At 56.7% G+C, this 12,781-nt stretch carries 13 protein-coding genes; 1 reads left to right on the forward strand and 12 read right to left on the reverse strand.

The features are described 5' to 3' along the window. Window positions 1–229: 229 nt before the first annotated feature. The 7 genes from WBP07_RS20295 to WBP07_RS20325 all read right to left on the reverse strand — a co-directional run bounded on the left by WBP07_RS20295 (window position 230) and on the right by WBP07_RS20325 (window position 6,656). Complete coding sequence (locus WBP07_RS20295) at window positions 230–1,120, reverse strand: nitroreductase family protein (RefSeq protein WP_395396232.1); 891 nt, start codon at window positions 1,118–1,120, stop codon at window positions 230–232. A gap of 403 nt (window positions 1,121–1,523) precedes the next feature. Then, on the reverse strand, window positions 1,524–2,240 hold the full coding sequence (locus tag WBP07_RS20300; protein WP_395396233.1) for a heparin lyase I family protein: 717 nt from the start codon (window positions 2,238–2,240) through the stop codon (window positions 1,524–1,526). A 66-nt stretch (window positions 2,241–2,306) separates the two neighbouring features. Then, a complete protein-coding gene (locus WBP07_RS20305) occupies window positions 2,307–3,443 on the reverse strand; it encodes a polysaccharide pyruvyl transferase family protein (RefSeq protein ID WP_395396234.1) in 1,137 nt (378 codons plus the stop codon). Continuing rightward, complete coding sequence (locus WBP07_RS20310; RefSeq protein ID WP_395396235.1) at window positions 3,440–4,915, reverse strand: oligosaccharide flippase family protein; 1,476 nt, start codon at window positions 4,913–4,915, stop codon at window positions 3,440–3,442. The genes WBP07_RS20305 and WBP07_RS20310 overlap by 4 nt, the downstream gene beginning before the upstream one ends. Then, the gene (locus tag WBP07_RS20315) at window positions 4,912–5,211 is read right to left on the reverse strand and encodes a hypothetical protein (RefSeq protein WP_395396236.1); all 300 of its coding nucleotides are present in this window, start codon (window positions 5,209–5,211) and stop codon (window positions 4,912–4,914) included. The genes WBP07_RS20310 and WBP07_RS20315 overlap by 4 nt, the downstream gene beginning before the upstream one ends. Before the next feature lie 12 nt (window positions 5,212–5,223). Next, on the reverse strand, window positions 5,224–6,144 hold the full coding sequence (locus tag WBP07_RS20320; RefSeq protein ID WP_395396237.1) for a glycosyltransferase family 2 protein: 921 nt from the start codon (window positions 6,142–6,144) through the stop codon (window positions 5,224–5,226). Window positions 6,145–6,428: 284 nt separating this feature from the next. Next, window positions 6,429–6,656 (reverse strand): hypothetical protein, encoded by a 228-nt coding sequence (locus WBP07_RS20325; RefSeq protein WP_395396238.1) that lies wholly within the window; start codon window positions 6,654–6,656, stop codon window positions 6,429–6,431. A gap of 44 nt (window positions 6,657–6,700) precedes the next feature. On the opposite strand from WBP07_RS20325, the gene WBP07_RS20330 reads away from it, so the two are divergent. Continuing rightward, window positions 6,701–7,447, forward strand: a complete 747-nt coding sequence (locus WBP07_RS20330) for an HAD-IIB family hydrolase (RefSeq protein WP_395396239.1) — start codon at window positions 6,701–6,703, stop codon at window positions 7,445–7,447. A 101-nt stretch (window positions 7,448–7,548) separates the two neighbouring features. Here WBP07_RS20330 and WBP07_RS20335 read toward each other — a convergent pair whose 3' ends face one another. The 5 genes from WBP07_RS20335 to WBP07_RS20355 all read right to left on the reverse strand — a co-directional run bounded on the left by WBP07_RS20335 (window position 7,549) and on the right by WBP07_RS20355 (window position 12,732). Then, on the reverse strand, window positions 7,549–8,139 hold the full coding sequence (locus tag WBP07_RS20335) for a response regulator transcription factor (RefSeq protein ID WP_395396240.1): 591 nt from the start codon (window positions 8,137–8,139) through the stop codon (window positions 7,549–7,551). Next, on the reverse strand, window positions 8,132–9,235 hold the full coding sequence (gene galE / locus WBP07_RS20340) for a UDP-glucose 4-epimerase GalE (protein WP_395396241.1): 1,104 nt from the start codon (window positions 9,233–9,235) through the stop codon (window positions 8,132–8,134). The genes WBP07_RS20335 and galE overlap by 8 nt, the downstream gene beginning before the upstream one ends. Before the next feature lie 68 nt (window positions 9,236–9,303). After that, window positions 9,304–9,816, reverse strand: coding sequence for a hypothetical protein (locus WBP07_RS20345; RefSeq protein ID WP_395396242.1), 513 nt, complete (start codon window positions 9,814–9,816; stop codon window positions 9,304–9,306). After that, a complete protein-coding gene (locus tag WBP07_RS20350; RefSeq protein WP_395396243.1) occupies window positions 9,813–10,874 on the reverse strand; it encodes a mannose-1-phosphate guanylyltransferase in 1,062 nt (353 codons plus the stop codon). The genes WBP07_RS20345 and WBP07_RS20350 overlap by 4 nt, the downstream gene beginning before the upstream one ends. Before the next feature lie 205 nt (window positions 10,875–11,079). After that, complete coding sequence (locus tag WBP07_RS20355) at window positions 11,080–12,732, reverse strand: heparinase II/III family protein (RefSeq protein WP_395396244.1); 1,653 nt, start codon at window positions 12,730–12,732, stop codon at window positions 11,080–11,082. Between the last annotated feature and the right edge of the window lie 49 nt (window positions 12,733–12,781).

The following is a 12,781-nucleotide window of genomic DNA, read 5'->3' on the forward strand; positions in this document are numbered from 1 at the left end:
GTGATCAAACGTTCAGAAAATTCGTTGCACGCTAAAGCGAATTCTGGAGCGATCCACCGGCCATCCTATTAAATTGAGAGGGCGCGGCCGCTTGCATCTGACCGTCCGTCAGGCCGAACTAAAAGTATTGTTCAATTAGAGGCCAGTATCCGGGCGTGTCGGATGCTAATAATTGATCATCGAGGGTGATCAGCACTACAGTCCGTCACAAAATCAGCCCAATTTGCCTTCAATGATGGCGGATGACGTCCTCAATTGGCCGGCGCGCCGAAAGGGGCGACGTAGCTCCTTCTTCCCGGTAGCCTATAGCAAGAAACGTTAGAATCTTTTCCTGTTCGGGAATCGCTCCGATACGATGTCCTTTCTTGTCAGTCGCCGGATCAACGCACCAATTGAGACAGCAGGTAGCCAAGCCCTGAGCCTCCAGCGCGAGAAGGAGCGTCATCAGGAACAGTCCACCATCCAGAACCGGCTGCATTCGCTCCGAAGAATCGAAAAAAGAAGCCATGTCAGAGGTAATGACGGCTAACAACGGGACGGTATGACCGAAACCGCTGTTACCGTTCTGCAAGGCCAACATGGCTTTGATGGCTTCTGGATCATCATAGAGATGAAGATGCCAAGGCTGGCGGTTGCACGCGCTTGGGCTTAACTGTGCAACGGTGGCAGCGCGTTCCAAGAGAGTCAAATCAACCGGTCTGGACGCGAAATCGCGCGTACTTCTGCGGCTCTGACTGAGTGCAAGCAATGTCGCATATGCCCCGTCCGGCACCTTAGGCGGTATCAGGGGGGTACGATAAGCGATATCAATCTCGTCACTCACGAGGCCGTCGATTTCGTTCAGCAACCGCTTTTGAACCGTTTCCCGGCCTGGCATGGCGATTATTGCGGCACGATAGCTGCGAAGCACACCTTCTGCTGCCCGATACACGGGGGCAGTGACATCAAGTCCACACTGGCGCCATTCTTTCATTAGGGACACCGTATTCTCTGCGGCGACTTGACCGAAGAAGCGACGACTGGTTCGGGGAAGGCAAAGACCTTTTTCCAGCTTATGGTGCTGAAAAATCAGCTCGGAACTTTGCCGCCAATAATCAGTCCCACTGCGCTCCCAGCTCATATGGCATCGATCCAACGACTTGTCGTAACGATATGCCGATCGTCTGAGGCTAGACCGTAAATGATATCGCCGAAGAACTCTGTATGCCCTTTTGAAAGAGCGATACGCAATTCCGTCGGGATCGAGCCTGTCCTTTACCCACCGCCTCATATATTCCCCTGAAAATCCTCAAATCAATGACCAGGCAAGTTGATTTTGTTTCCAACGCCTATTCCAGTCCCGAAACGGCTCGTCCGGGGCATGTGCTGATCTGCCATCTGCAAACCGGGAGGCCAAAAATTGGCAAGCTATTCGTCGGGTCTCAATAAAACGGGACAACTTCATCGTTTCCTTGGTGATCAATCCTTCCAAGGTGCAAGATTGGAAGAGCGTCGCCGAAGGCGCTGGTGCCCTGCGCTCCCATTCATTTCACAGCCTGGACAGGACACGTCGGGGCCGAAAAATTCGCCACGCGACTACCAAGAGATGCCTTGCGCAATGACACATCAGCGTAGGCAACTCGCATCGTTGCTAGATCTTTCGATCGATAAATCCCAAACTGCCAATATGGCCCACGCGGTCCTTCATATCCTCCGAGGTTTAGTGCGCTCGGGAATAGCTGAATTCCGTCTCGCCAGGCCTGGAATCTTGTTTCCGCGCGATCCGCCTTGAATTCCCAGACCCACCGAACCCAGCGACCCCGTTCAACGGCTCCCACCCACTGGGCTGTCGATTTGCGAACGTCCTGCGTGCGTCCACCGGAAAACGTTATGATGCGTTGCCGTTCTCCAATTATTTGCATTGCCACGAAGGGTTGCGGGTGTCCGGTTTGTCCGCCCGTATTGTGAATTTGGCCGATAACCGCCGGCCGATCGTTTGAGGCTGCACTACCTGGGGCAATATACTGTTGGAAGGAAATAGTATTAGTCTCGCCGAAAGTGAAAGGCCTGATGCTTATTACCTCCGCTCTTTCATACGGCCTTTTTCGTACTCGGTCATAGTGCGCAACGTCGCCGGGGCGAACTGTAAAAATGAGACAGGCACCGTCCTGTTCGCGCCATACGCTTCTCGGCGACCCTGCGGAGACAGCGTACGCGGCCTGATCGATGATAACCGACGGCTGCTCTGCAATATATGCCATGGATGCTCCGTAATTCCTCGCGGTCCGATTTACCTGCCGGCGTGCCCCCTCGCGTCGTCTGGCAAATTAAAGGCCAAGTGCACGATCAAGGAACGCTGCAGAGATCAGTCGCTTTTGCGCAATTTTCTGCCGTATTTCCCGAAAATCGATTGGCTCATGGACCAATTCCGGGATCCGATGTGCCTCGCTCAAAGCGATTAAGCGATGTCCAAGATCCAATTGATCCAACAACGACTCAAATCTATCCGATCCGCGTCCGGTATTGGCGACCGCGATGAACGGCTTTTCGAATATCAAGGAGAATATTGTCCCGTGGTAAGAGTCGGTCATGACGAAGTCCGCATCCCTGAATGATCGCAGCCAGGTTGGTAGATCGGGTGGGCTGGCCTGTTTTAGGACGAGAGAGCGGAGTTGGTACTCGACGGGAAGTTCGTTGGCGATCGCATCGATCACCGGCCGTCTGTCCGGCGCATCAAGGATGTATGTTAAAAATATCTTGTCCTCGCCTTTTTCGCCCGCACCAGAGGCAGCTTTGTAAAACTCTGGATCGATCAATAACGTTGGATCCAAAACATGCTCGCAATGATCCACTCCAAATGATGTCTTGCAAAGCTTGACCCCAGATTCTTCGCGAACCGAAACGGCGTGGAAACGATGCAGCAATTCGGAAACGATCGGTGTTCTGGACTCATGAGGCCATTCGCCGGTTCCGAATGACGCCGCATAGGCGATGCGTCGAATACTTTGCGACGGTACAAAACTGAGGAAGAATTCCTTGTAACCATCGTCTTGGAGATAGTCCATTCGCCATACTTGATCGCTACCTACAATAATCGTGTCAAGATCGTAGCTTTCTACAGCACGTGACAGCGCTCGTTCGGAGCGCAAGATTGGGGTCTGGTTTGGGATGTACCGCCTGATGAAAGGACTGTGAAGATCGCGTGTTTGGCGTGTCTGGCGTATACGTTTGATGTTCTGGAAGGGGATTTTTTCGAGTAATACTAGAGCCGCGCGTTGCCACCAGGCCATCGGGCGTCGCTTATCGAGCAGTGTCACCTCATAGCCTTTCCCTGAGAGGTAGTGGCTCAGGGCAACGGCCTGCATTATTCCACCGTAGTTGATGGATAGAGGTAAAGTCAAAATGCCGACGCGCTTAGGCGCCTTGAGCACCCCACGATGGAATTGATGACGAGTAGAGGTCATGCGATCTGTGTCCTGCACCGGTTTCGGGCAATCTCGAAAAGGAAGGTCTCTGGCCCTGGCGGGGATCCTGACATTTTCCAAAAAGTCAGATGGGAAGCGCAATAGATCGCGCCGCCGACCAGGACCAGAAGTGTTAGCTCCGATATCTGCTGGAGTGCCCCAATTGGATGGGGAAGGCCGAATTTCGTTGAGAGGATTGCGAGCACCATTACGATCGAACTTGCAATACTCCGCCACACGGCAAGGATTTGAGTTGTGATGGAGGCTCCGACTAACTTCTTTGCAAGGTTCATGTTGAATAGAATTATGAGTGCCCCGGTCAGCGAACGGCTAATAACCGCGCCTTCGAACCCATAGAAATAGGCAGCCAATAGCGTCGGTGGCAAGCGCATCAGTAGCGCCGCGCCTTCGCGTATGGTGAGAGTGGCCGGTTGGGCCGTCGCCATCGATGCGGCCTGCACCGGAATCGAAAGCATTTGCAGCGCGACAATCGGCGCGATCCACCAAATCACGATACGTGTATCGCTCCATTGAGGCTGGAGGACCAAGGCGACGAGAAGGTCCGCAACTGCAGCCAGTCCGACGCCAAGAGGAAGGATCAGCATCATTAGCGCTTGCTGGCACTGTATGTAGGCTGCCCGCAATCGCTCGCGGTCGGCGTGAATTCTGGCCATGCCGGCAAACATCGGTCGCAGAATCGGCGCCGCAAGGGAGTTTGTGGCGATGGAGGAGATGTCGCCGCCCATCGTGTAGGTCCCAAGCCGCGAGGTACCAAGTATGTGTCCGATGAAAAACCGGTCTCCTTGCTGGTTTGCGGTGAAGAGGACGCGCGACAGCGTGACCCAACCAGCAAAGCTCAGCAACGACCAAACTCCCTTGAAATCGATCTTAGGCCTGTAGGGAGCCAAAACGTATGACCATGCAGCCGACGCAATCGCTGTAGTTGTTACGCCTGCAATCAGCGCCCAGTACGATTTCGTTGCAAATGCAAGGCTGATAGAAGATAGCGCGCCGCAGAATTTTCCAAACAACAAAACATTTGCGGTTGGTTTATAATTCAATTGGCGAAGTGCGTGCACCAGTGCCGGACTTTCCAGATTCTTTCCGATCGGGACCAAACTCAATACGCATAAAATTGGAATAAGTCGTTCATCAGCGTAGATGTGTGCGATCGGGATGGACAGCAAGGCCATTAACGATGCCACGCCAAGGCCACGGATTATATTGGTTGTAAAGGCGGCGTCGACATCGCGAGATTGCAGTTCGTCGCGCTGCACAAGAATGTCTATCACCGGCATTTCCGTGATTGCGGTTAAGACCAACAGGACGGATGAGGCGATTGCGACGAGGCCGAAGTCCGCGGGCACAAGCAGTCTTGCAAGTGCCAGCAATGCCGCGACATCAAGAACTCGTGATGAGATCTGAAATATTCCCATGATTGCCGCGCTATGCGCGACTTTGCGCCTAGTCATGACAGATCCAGCATTTGATACGTGTCGGAGCCGCACGTTTGAGGGATGGGGGAAAGCGAATACTTACAGGCTGGCAGGTTGATGAATGGCATCCACTCGCACACCTTGTCCGACTCAATAAGCTCGGATCTGCCGCGTCTGATCGCGCGAATTGACCGCGCCACATCCATCACAAATTCCTCTGCTTTCCGGTCAAAGCAGGAGAGTGCTGGCTTCCAATTTTCTGCATTGCCCAACCCCGGAATTAATTCGACAAATCGAGAGGCTGGTTTCGGCGAGAAGTTACGAGCGAACATTGTAGTCTTGCCTCATGAACCCGTGCCGAGAGAAGGGTTTTCCGAAGGATGGTGCGATGGTTCGTTGCGGCCGATTCGGAAATTTTCGAGCATTCGCCTAGCCTGACCGATCACCCATACCGGAGCGATAATGCACAGCAGTAAGGTATTGGCGTAATCCCGGCGGCCTATTCTGGCTGCGCTCAATCGCTTGATCTGCACCGATGCAACCTGGGCTTCGAAGGTCGAGAGGCCGGCACCCTGCCATTTCGCAAGGCAATGCTCGACCAGCTGTTTCGAGTGCCGAACCTTATCTGTCGATATGACCGAAGTAAGCTGCCCCGGTGATTTTCTATACCAGAAATGCAGCTCCCGATGCCGCCAAAAAATGGCGTCATGGCTTAGTAGCTCAAGATAGAAGAGGAGATCCTGAAAATAGATGGCATCCTTGAACCGAACGGCGCGGGTCTTGGCATCTCGCCGGTAACTGAAGCCGCTCGGACACCCGACGGGGTTCCAAGCGACCGAGATACGCGGGATTGCTCCATCACTCAGGACTGGAATGTTCACTCGCGGCCGTGAGACGTCTTGGCCAAAACTCACCCCTGCCACGGAGACGCAGTGGACATCGGGTTGTGCTGCAAAAATACTCATGATCTGCGCGATGTGTTCATCATTCCAGATGTCATCAGCGTCGAGAAAGAAGACAAACTCCCCAGTAGCGAGGTCGAGGGCGGTATTCCTCGCACCTCCCGGACCTTTGGGGTGCATGTTGCGAACGAAATACGTAGAAACATTACTGCGTTTTTCGTCTGGCATCATCGCAACCGAAGGATCGTCGACCACGATTATGTGCTCGATTTCTACGTCCCGCGTTTGTCGCTCGACCGAAGCCCTAGCTTCTCGAAGTGGTTGGTCAAACGCCAATGTCGGCGTCACGATGCTTACTTTCATGGGCGCAACTTTCGACGTTATATTTCATCGTTTCGAACTAAGTTAAGCTAGGGATCCGATGCCCGATCGATATTGCTATGCATTTGGCATAAGAGAGGACCCATCCTATATCCCTTGCAAACTGCTGGAGTCGGCATAGCCGAGAACGCTGCCGCAAACGATGAACGTAAATCAGATCTTGGGCGATTTAAGCTTTGATTTGTGGGGGTGCAAGTCAATAAAATGCGATAAAATAAAGAATTTATATTAGTATTAATTAATTCACTAACAAATATGGATTTGCTTTATATTTGTGGCAGACGGTCTGCGAATATCATATCGGTAATATCCGGCAGCGCCTGCTTCTGAAGCGTTCTTCGTGTCATCAGCCGCCACCGGACGACACGAAAAATGCGGAGAACCAGAATGTTGGAGCGGTTGATCCGATGGAATCGGATCGGAAACTCCTTCAGCGCAACATCAAGGACCATGTCACTTCTCGCGATAGAGTCGTATTCGACCAGCGGGCTCATCAAATTATTGCGGGATGGCCCCGATTTCAGGGATAATTCGGAAAATGAAGAAACTCGTTGCCTTCGATCTCGACGGTACGCTGGCCAAGAGCAAGCAGCCGCTTACCGAAGAGATGGCCGATGCGATGGCCCGGCTGCTGACCGTTGCCGACGTGGCGGTGATTTCCGGCGGGGACTGGCCGCAGTTCGACAAGCAGGTCGCCAGCCGCTTGCCCGCGCATACGGACCGTTCGCGCCTGTGGCTGATGCCTACCAGCGGCGCGAAGCTCTACGTCCACAGCGATGGCGCGTGGAACGCCGTCTATGCGGAACTTTTCACCGACGCGCAGAAGCGCGAGATTCTCGACGCGTTCGACGCCGCGTTGGCCGCCACCGGCTTCACGCCGGAGGAAACCTGGGGCGAGCGGATCGAGGATCGTGGCAGCCAGATCACGTTTTCCGCACTGGGACAGGAAGCCCCGCTGGAGGCCAAGGAAGTCTGGGATCCGGACTTCGCCAAGCGCAAGGTGATCCAGGCCGACCTGATGGCGCGCCTGCCTGGCGTTTCGGTCAATCTGGGCGGCGCCACTTCGGTGGACGTGACGCAGCCGGGCGTCGACAAGGCCTGGGGCCTCCAGCGCCTGTCCGAACGCGGTAATTTCGGGCATGACGATATGCTGTTCATCGGCGATGCCATCTTCCCGGGCGGCAACGACTATCCCGCCAAGGCCATGGGGCTGGATACGATCTGCGTGCGCGATCCGGCGGACACGCTGAACGTGATCGACGCCATCGTCGCCTGCCAGAAGTAAGCGATTTACTCGCTTTCTGGTTGCGACCGATCACTGGGCGATTCGATCGCGAAGGGTGAAGCGCGCCAGCAGATAAAGAGCGCGCTTCACCCCGCAGGGGCTTAGGCCTCTCCTGCATCGATTGCGATGCGAATGGCTTCCGACATATTCTTGGCGCCAAGTTTAAACATCATATTGGCCCGGTGTACCTCCACAGTGCGCGGGCTTATGGAAAGCTCGTTTCCAATCAGTCTGTTGGATTGGCCGCGCGCAATGCGAAGCAGCACTTCGCGCTCGCGCTTGCTGAGACGGTTGATGCGTTCGGCCGCGCGAATGACACGGTGCTGGGCCGGTATGGCCAGAACCGCGCGCTTGCGTGCTGCCTTCAAGGTTGCCTCCAGTTCCGGGGGGGGCGCCGGGATCAGGAGATAATCAACCGCGCCTCGTGAGATCACATTCACAATTTTTCTGACATCGACCTGTTCGGCATAGACAATTAGTGAAATTCTAGGATCGCCGGCAGCGAGAGTAAGCATTCGGTTCAGAATTTCTTCTTCATCATTTGCAATCAGGATGAGTGAGCGAGCCAGTTCCGACTGGCCTCGGAAGTCAGCCCGTTCTACCTCGATGCCTGCTTTGTGAAGAAGCCTCGCCATCGAAATATGCCGTTTCTGATTGCTGTCGATGAGCACGACGGTGAGATCGTCAGGCATGGCGAAAAACTTCCTCCCGTGCTTTCTCGCTTCCCGAGGAGGCCAGTGAGCGCGGTGTCGATCGTCCGGAGAGGTGGCGTTCCCATGCAAGGGCATGCTGCACGATCGTATCAAGGTCGTCATACCTTGGTTTCCACGGAAGCGTAGTCCTGATCTGCTCGATCTGTGCGACCAATACAGCCGGATCGCCAGGTCTCCTGCCTTCGAGTTTTCGGTCTACCGTCAGGCCAGCCAAGCGATCGACGGCATCGAGCACCTCGAGGACCGAGAAGCCGCGCCCATAGCCGCAGTTTAGAACATGGTTCAGCGTCGGGGCCGACACCAGCTTTTCCAGCGCGTGAACGTGCGCGAGGGCAAGATCCGAGACATGAATGTAGTCGCGAATGCCTGTTCCATCGCGGGTATCAAAGTCAGTCCCGAACACGGCGACTTGCTCGCGCTTACCAAGGGCGGCTTCGACGGCCACCTTTATGAGATGGGTCGCACCCAGCGTTGCCTGGCCCGTGCGGCATTGGGGATCGGCTCCAGCAACATTGAAGTAGCGCAGTGCACAATAGTTCATCGGATGAGCCGCCGAGACATCGCGGAGCATCACTTCGGTCATGAGTTTCGACATGCCGTAGGGATTGATCGGCTTGAGGACGGACGTTTCATCCACAAGCGGCGTTTGCGGATTGCCATAGACTGCGGCGGTCGAGGAAAAGAGGAAGTGCGCCACGTTGGTGGTCAGAGCGGTTTCAATCAGCGACCGGCTCTGTGTGGTATTGTTCGCGTAGTATTTGAGCGGATTTTGTACGGATTCCGGAACAATGATCGATCCTGCAAAGTGCATGACGGCCTGAACGTCGTGATCAAGGATTATCTTTGCAACGAGGGGAGAGTCGCCCACATCGCCTTCCACGAAAGAAACATCATCGGGCACTGCCCACCGGAAACCCGTGCTGAGATTGTCGATCACCACAACTGGCCATCCTGCATCCCGCAGTGCAAGGACAGCGTGGCTGCCGATATATCCCGCCCCACCGGTAACCAGAACTGTCCGTCTTTTCGCGGCTCCATCCACGGTTGTCTCGCTTCCTTGAATTGTCATGCTCATGTGTCCTGCGTATCCGCCAAGCGACATCGTGGTTCTGACGGGACAGCGAAGAGCTATCCCGACGTAGCTCAGCCCACTCGATCCAAAATTCTCTCGATGTCCTCGCTCTGGATGAAGTAGCCTTGGCCCCGCCTGCATTTGACCACGCCTTCGAGGCCGGCGCGGGACAGAGAGGTTCGAAGGTCGTGTACGTAGACCCGCAATGCCGGAACGCTGGGTTTGCGCACGCAAATGAGGTCTGCCAGTTCTTCGTCCTTCCGGGGAAGGTCCGGGGTCTCCAGCAATTCGACGAGGAGCCGGGCGCTCCTGCGAAAGCGCATGTCCAGATTGTTGTAGGCGGTGTCGGCCTGCAGTCTTTCCCTCCGAGCCTGCTCAGGCTCAATCCTGTTCAGCAGCTCAACCGCGATGGATCGGATGACCCGCGCGTTCTTGAGGTGCTCTTCGGCTAGCGCCACGAGGTAATTGATCGCGGAGCGATCACCTTGAACGAGCGAGGCTTCGAGATCCGAGGGGGGAATCTGCATCTCGCCAATTTTCCCAGGCACGATCGAGCCCGGCGGGCTTGAGGTCCCCAGCGTCATGCGCGCTGCATTTCTGCGCTCAATTCGCGCACTTCCTGCGAGCGTCCCCGCGCCATGATGAGGATGTCCGCGCCGGTTGCAACGACAATCAGGTCATCGACACCGAGCAATGCGACGCGAGGTCCTTCGCTGTGGACGAGGCACCCCCGGCTGTCGTGCCGCACCGAGGGACCACGCACGCAGTTGTCATCATCGTCCCGTTCGCGCGCTTCATAAAGGGCATCCCAGCTGCCGATATCCGACCAGCCCATGGCAACCGGCACGACGGCAACCTTGTCATGGCGTTCAAGGACGCCATGATCGATCGAAATGGCGGGAGCTGCGGCAAAGGCCTTCGCGTCGGGAAGGATCGTGCCGTCGAACTGCACCCTCGCCAGCGCCATCGCTTCAGCAGCGGCTATGGCCACGGCGGGCTGAAGCAGGCCAAGTGCTGCCAGAAGCGCGTCGGCCCTGAGCAGGAAGATGCCGGCATTCCAGAGGTGACCGCCGGCATCGAGCATGGCCTGTGCGCGATCCGCATCCGGCTTTTCCACGAAGCAGGCAATTCTCTGAATACCTGGTGCAAGAGGCTCACCAGTTCGGATGTAGCCGTATCCGGTGTTCGGGCTTCCCGGCTCGATTCCGAAAGTGCAGAGCCAACCTTCGCGTGCAAGCGGCGCAGCAAGGTCGAGCGCGCGTTGGAAGGCATCCGGGACTTGGATCGCATGATCGCTGGGCAGGACTAGCAGCAAGTCGTCTGGCCGTGCTGAAGCGAGAGCAGCGAGCGCTATGGCAGGCGCTGTATTTCGGGCAAGGGGCTCGAGAATGACGCGCACGCCCTCGATATCGGCGTCCTTCATTTGACGGCGTATCTCGCCGCCAAATTCCGAGCCACCAATTATGAGGGGGGCGGCAAACCGCTCGCGATCGCTCACATAGTGCGCCGTTGTCTGCAGCATCGTGCGCGAAGACAGCAGCCTATGGAATTGCTTGGGGCGCTCCGGCCGGGAAAGCGGCCAAAGTCGTGTGCCCGAGCCTCCACAGAGTATGACCGGCAAAATAGTGTGCGTCTCGATCATTGTGGCAGACTTTCCATTGGTTCGATGCGCTCCCAGGCGAGGATCGGAAGATAGGCAAATTTGGAGCCTGGCCGGCGATCAGCAGGCGGCATCGGCGTGTGGGGTCCGCTTGAGGGGCCCGTCGCATGCAACTGCCGCACGATCCCAATCGGCCAATGCCAGTTCCCAGGCTGGGTGACACGACGGCTTCTGGGTGGAAGCCGGATCATTGCTCGCACCCACTTGCTGGAGCGAAGGTCCGCGCTTCCTTTGTTTCGGGTTGGCCGACAGGCGGAACATGGACCACGCGTAGCGTTGCGTAGCGACCGGCATCGCCTTGTTCGGGGACAAGCGTCAGCACATGCGCGGGTTCGGGAGCCATATAGCGACGGCACCATACGTCTGTGCCCCCCAGCTCGATCTGCCCGTACAGGGCTTCAAGGTGGGCTTCGGCCAGACCCTTGGACAGCCGGATCCCTCCTCCCTTGTCCATCTTCAGGTCCCAGTCGGCAGGTACGAGGAACCGCGATCTGCAGTCATCCGAAGTGCCGGTCCAGTTATCGGTCACGAGAATAGTTCCTGCACTCGGCACCGAGACCGATCGTCGGACCACCCCGCGGCTCGTCACAAGCCGGCCGCCAACCGCTCGCTCGAAGGGCTCATAGTGGGTCATTTCGGCAGCGGCGAGCTGACCAACCTTGAAGCACCCGAAATACTCGACCGGTTCGAACCCGTTAAAGCAGGGGCCATTGTGCGCCTTCGCGGATCTTTCCCATGTCCGACGCGGGCCAGTGGAATATTGCGAGGTGCCGGGATCGACAACGAGCCGTTCGCCCGCGACGTCGACCTCAATCCCCAGGAAGTCGGCGTGCCCATGGCCTGGATTCCACTCGGGCCCGATATCGCCGGCGTCCATCCACACGTCGATCTCGCCCGATGCCACCCGAATGTAACCGGCGTTGGGCAGGATTGATTTTTCCGGGCGAGACTCGGGCTGTTTCAGAACATCGCGGGCACGGGGTGTTTCACCGATCCAACTGTCGTTGAAGAGCGCAATGTCGCCGTCGCGGTGAGACAACAGCAGCCAAGCCCGTTCGGCGGCGGCGCCACGCTCCGTGGCCAGGGCGCGCGTTGACGCGTTCAGGAAATCCGCGGCCGCAAATATCCTGAGGGCCATCACGCTGAGGCCCTGGTACATCGCCGAACGCTCGATCTGCATGCCATCGGGCAGGATCGTCCGCTCGATGATGGTGCGTACTTCACGATCCAGCCTCGTTGCCTGGCGTTTGCGCAGCGGCATGCAGGCCATCCCGTAGAGACAAAGCGCCGCCAGGTTGCGCTCTGTGTGATTGTTGCAGAGGTCGTGCTCGACATTGGCCCGCACGAAGGCGGCGTCCCGGTGAAGAAAGCGCGCGACCCTATCCCGCAATTCTGGGCCGAGCATCCCTCGCGATTGCGCGATTGCAAAACCGCTCAGCGTCGAGAGGATGCGGTGGGAGGCACCGTAAGGCGACCAGATCGTCCGGAACGGGTCTGCAAGATCGAAGCCGGCATCGCGTTCGAAACTTGCAATAAGGGCCAATGCGGTAGCTTCGTCCTCCCGGCGGCCATCCGCAATGAGGCTGTGCAGGATTTCCAACTGACACAGCTTCATGCGCCAAAGATGATGATCGTGTTCGGTTGGCAGGCGATGACGCCAGTCGATTCCGTTCACGCTGCCGAAATCGACGGTCGTGCCCATCAGGTCGAACCTGCCGTGCGCGGCCTCTCGGCAGGCACTTGGCGAGGAGCGGTAATAGAGCGCGATGAAATCGGCAAGATCGACTGGAAGGCTTCGGTTCTCGCTGATTTCAGGCAAGCGATCGGCCGCGCGTTCCATTCGGCGCCGATATATCCCGGCCAATCGGGGGACGAGGGTATCGCGCGTC

The organism is Novosphingobium oxfordense (assembly GCF_044029435.1).
Taxonomy (GTDB): domain Bacteria; phylum Pseudomonadota; class Alphaproteobacteria; order Sphingomonadales; family Sphingomonadaceae; genus Novosphingobium.

Coding starts and splice junctions, on each gene's coding strand:
- WBP07_RS20295 (WP_395396232.1), bottom strand. CDS start 1,120: ATGAGCTGGGAGCGCAGTGGGACTGATTATTGGCGGCAAAGTTCCGAG.
- WBP07_RS20300 (WP_395396233.1), bottom strand. CDS start 2,240: ATGGCATATATTGCAGAGCAGCCGTCGGTTATCATCGATCAGGCCGCG.
- WBP07_RS20305 (WP_395396234.1), bottom strand. CDS start 3,443: ATGACCTCTACTCGTCATCAATTCCATCGTGGGGTGCTCAAGGCGCCT.
- WBP07_RS20310 (WP_395396235.1), bottom strand. CDS start 4,915: ATGACTAGGCGCAAAGTCGCGCATAGCGCGGCAATCATGGGAATATTT.
- WBP07_RS20315 (WP_395396236.1), bottom strand. CDS start 5,211: ATGTTCGCTCGTAACTTCTCGCCGAAACCAGCCTCTCGATTTGTCGAA.
- WBP07_RS20320 (WP_395396237.1), bottom strand. CDS start 6,144: ATGAAAGTAAGCATCGTGACGCCGACATTGGCGTTTGACCAACCACTT.
- WBP07_RS20325 (WP_395396238.1), bottom strand. CDS start 6,656: ATGAGCCCGCTGGTCGAATACGACTCTATCGCGAGAAGTGACATGGTC.
- WBP07_RS20330 (WP_395396239.1), top strand. CDS start 6,701: ATGAAGAAACTCGTTGCCTTCGATCTCGACGGTACGCTGGCCAAGAGC.
- WBP07_RS20335 (WP_395396240.1), bottom strand. CDS start 8,139: ATGCCTGACGATCTCACCGTCGTGCTCATCGACAGCAATCAGAAACGG.
- galE (WP_395396241.1), bottom strand. CDS start 9,235: ATGAGCATGACAATTCAAGGAAGCGAGACAACCGTGGATGGAGCCGCG.
- WBP07_RS20345 (WP_395396242.1), bottom strand. CDS start 9,816: ATGACGCTGGGGACCTCAAGCCCGCCGGGCTCGATCGTGCCTGGGAAA.
- WBP07_RS20350 (WP_395396243.1), bottom strand. CDS start 10,874: ATGATCGAGACGCACACTATTTTGCCGGTCATACTCTGTGGAGGCTCG.
- WBP07_RS20355 (WP_395396244.1), bottom strand. CDS start 12,732: ATGGAACGCGCGGCCGATCGCTTGCCTGAAATCAGCGAGAACCGAAGC.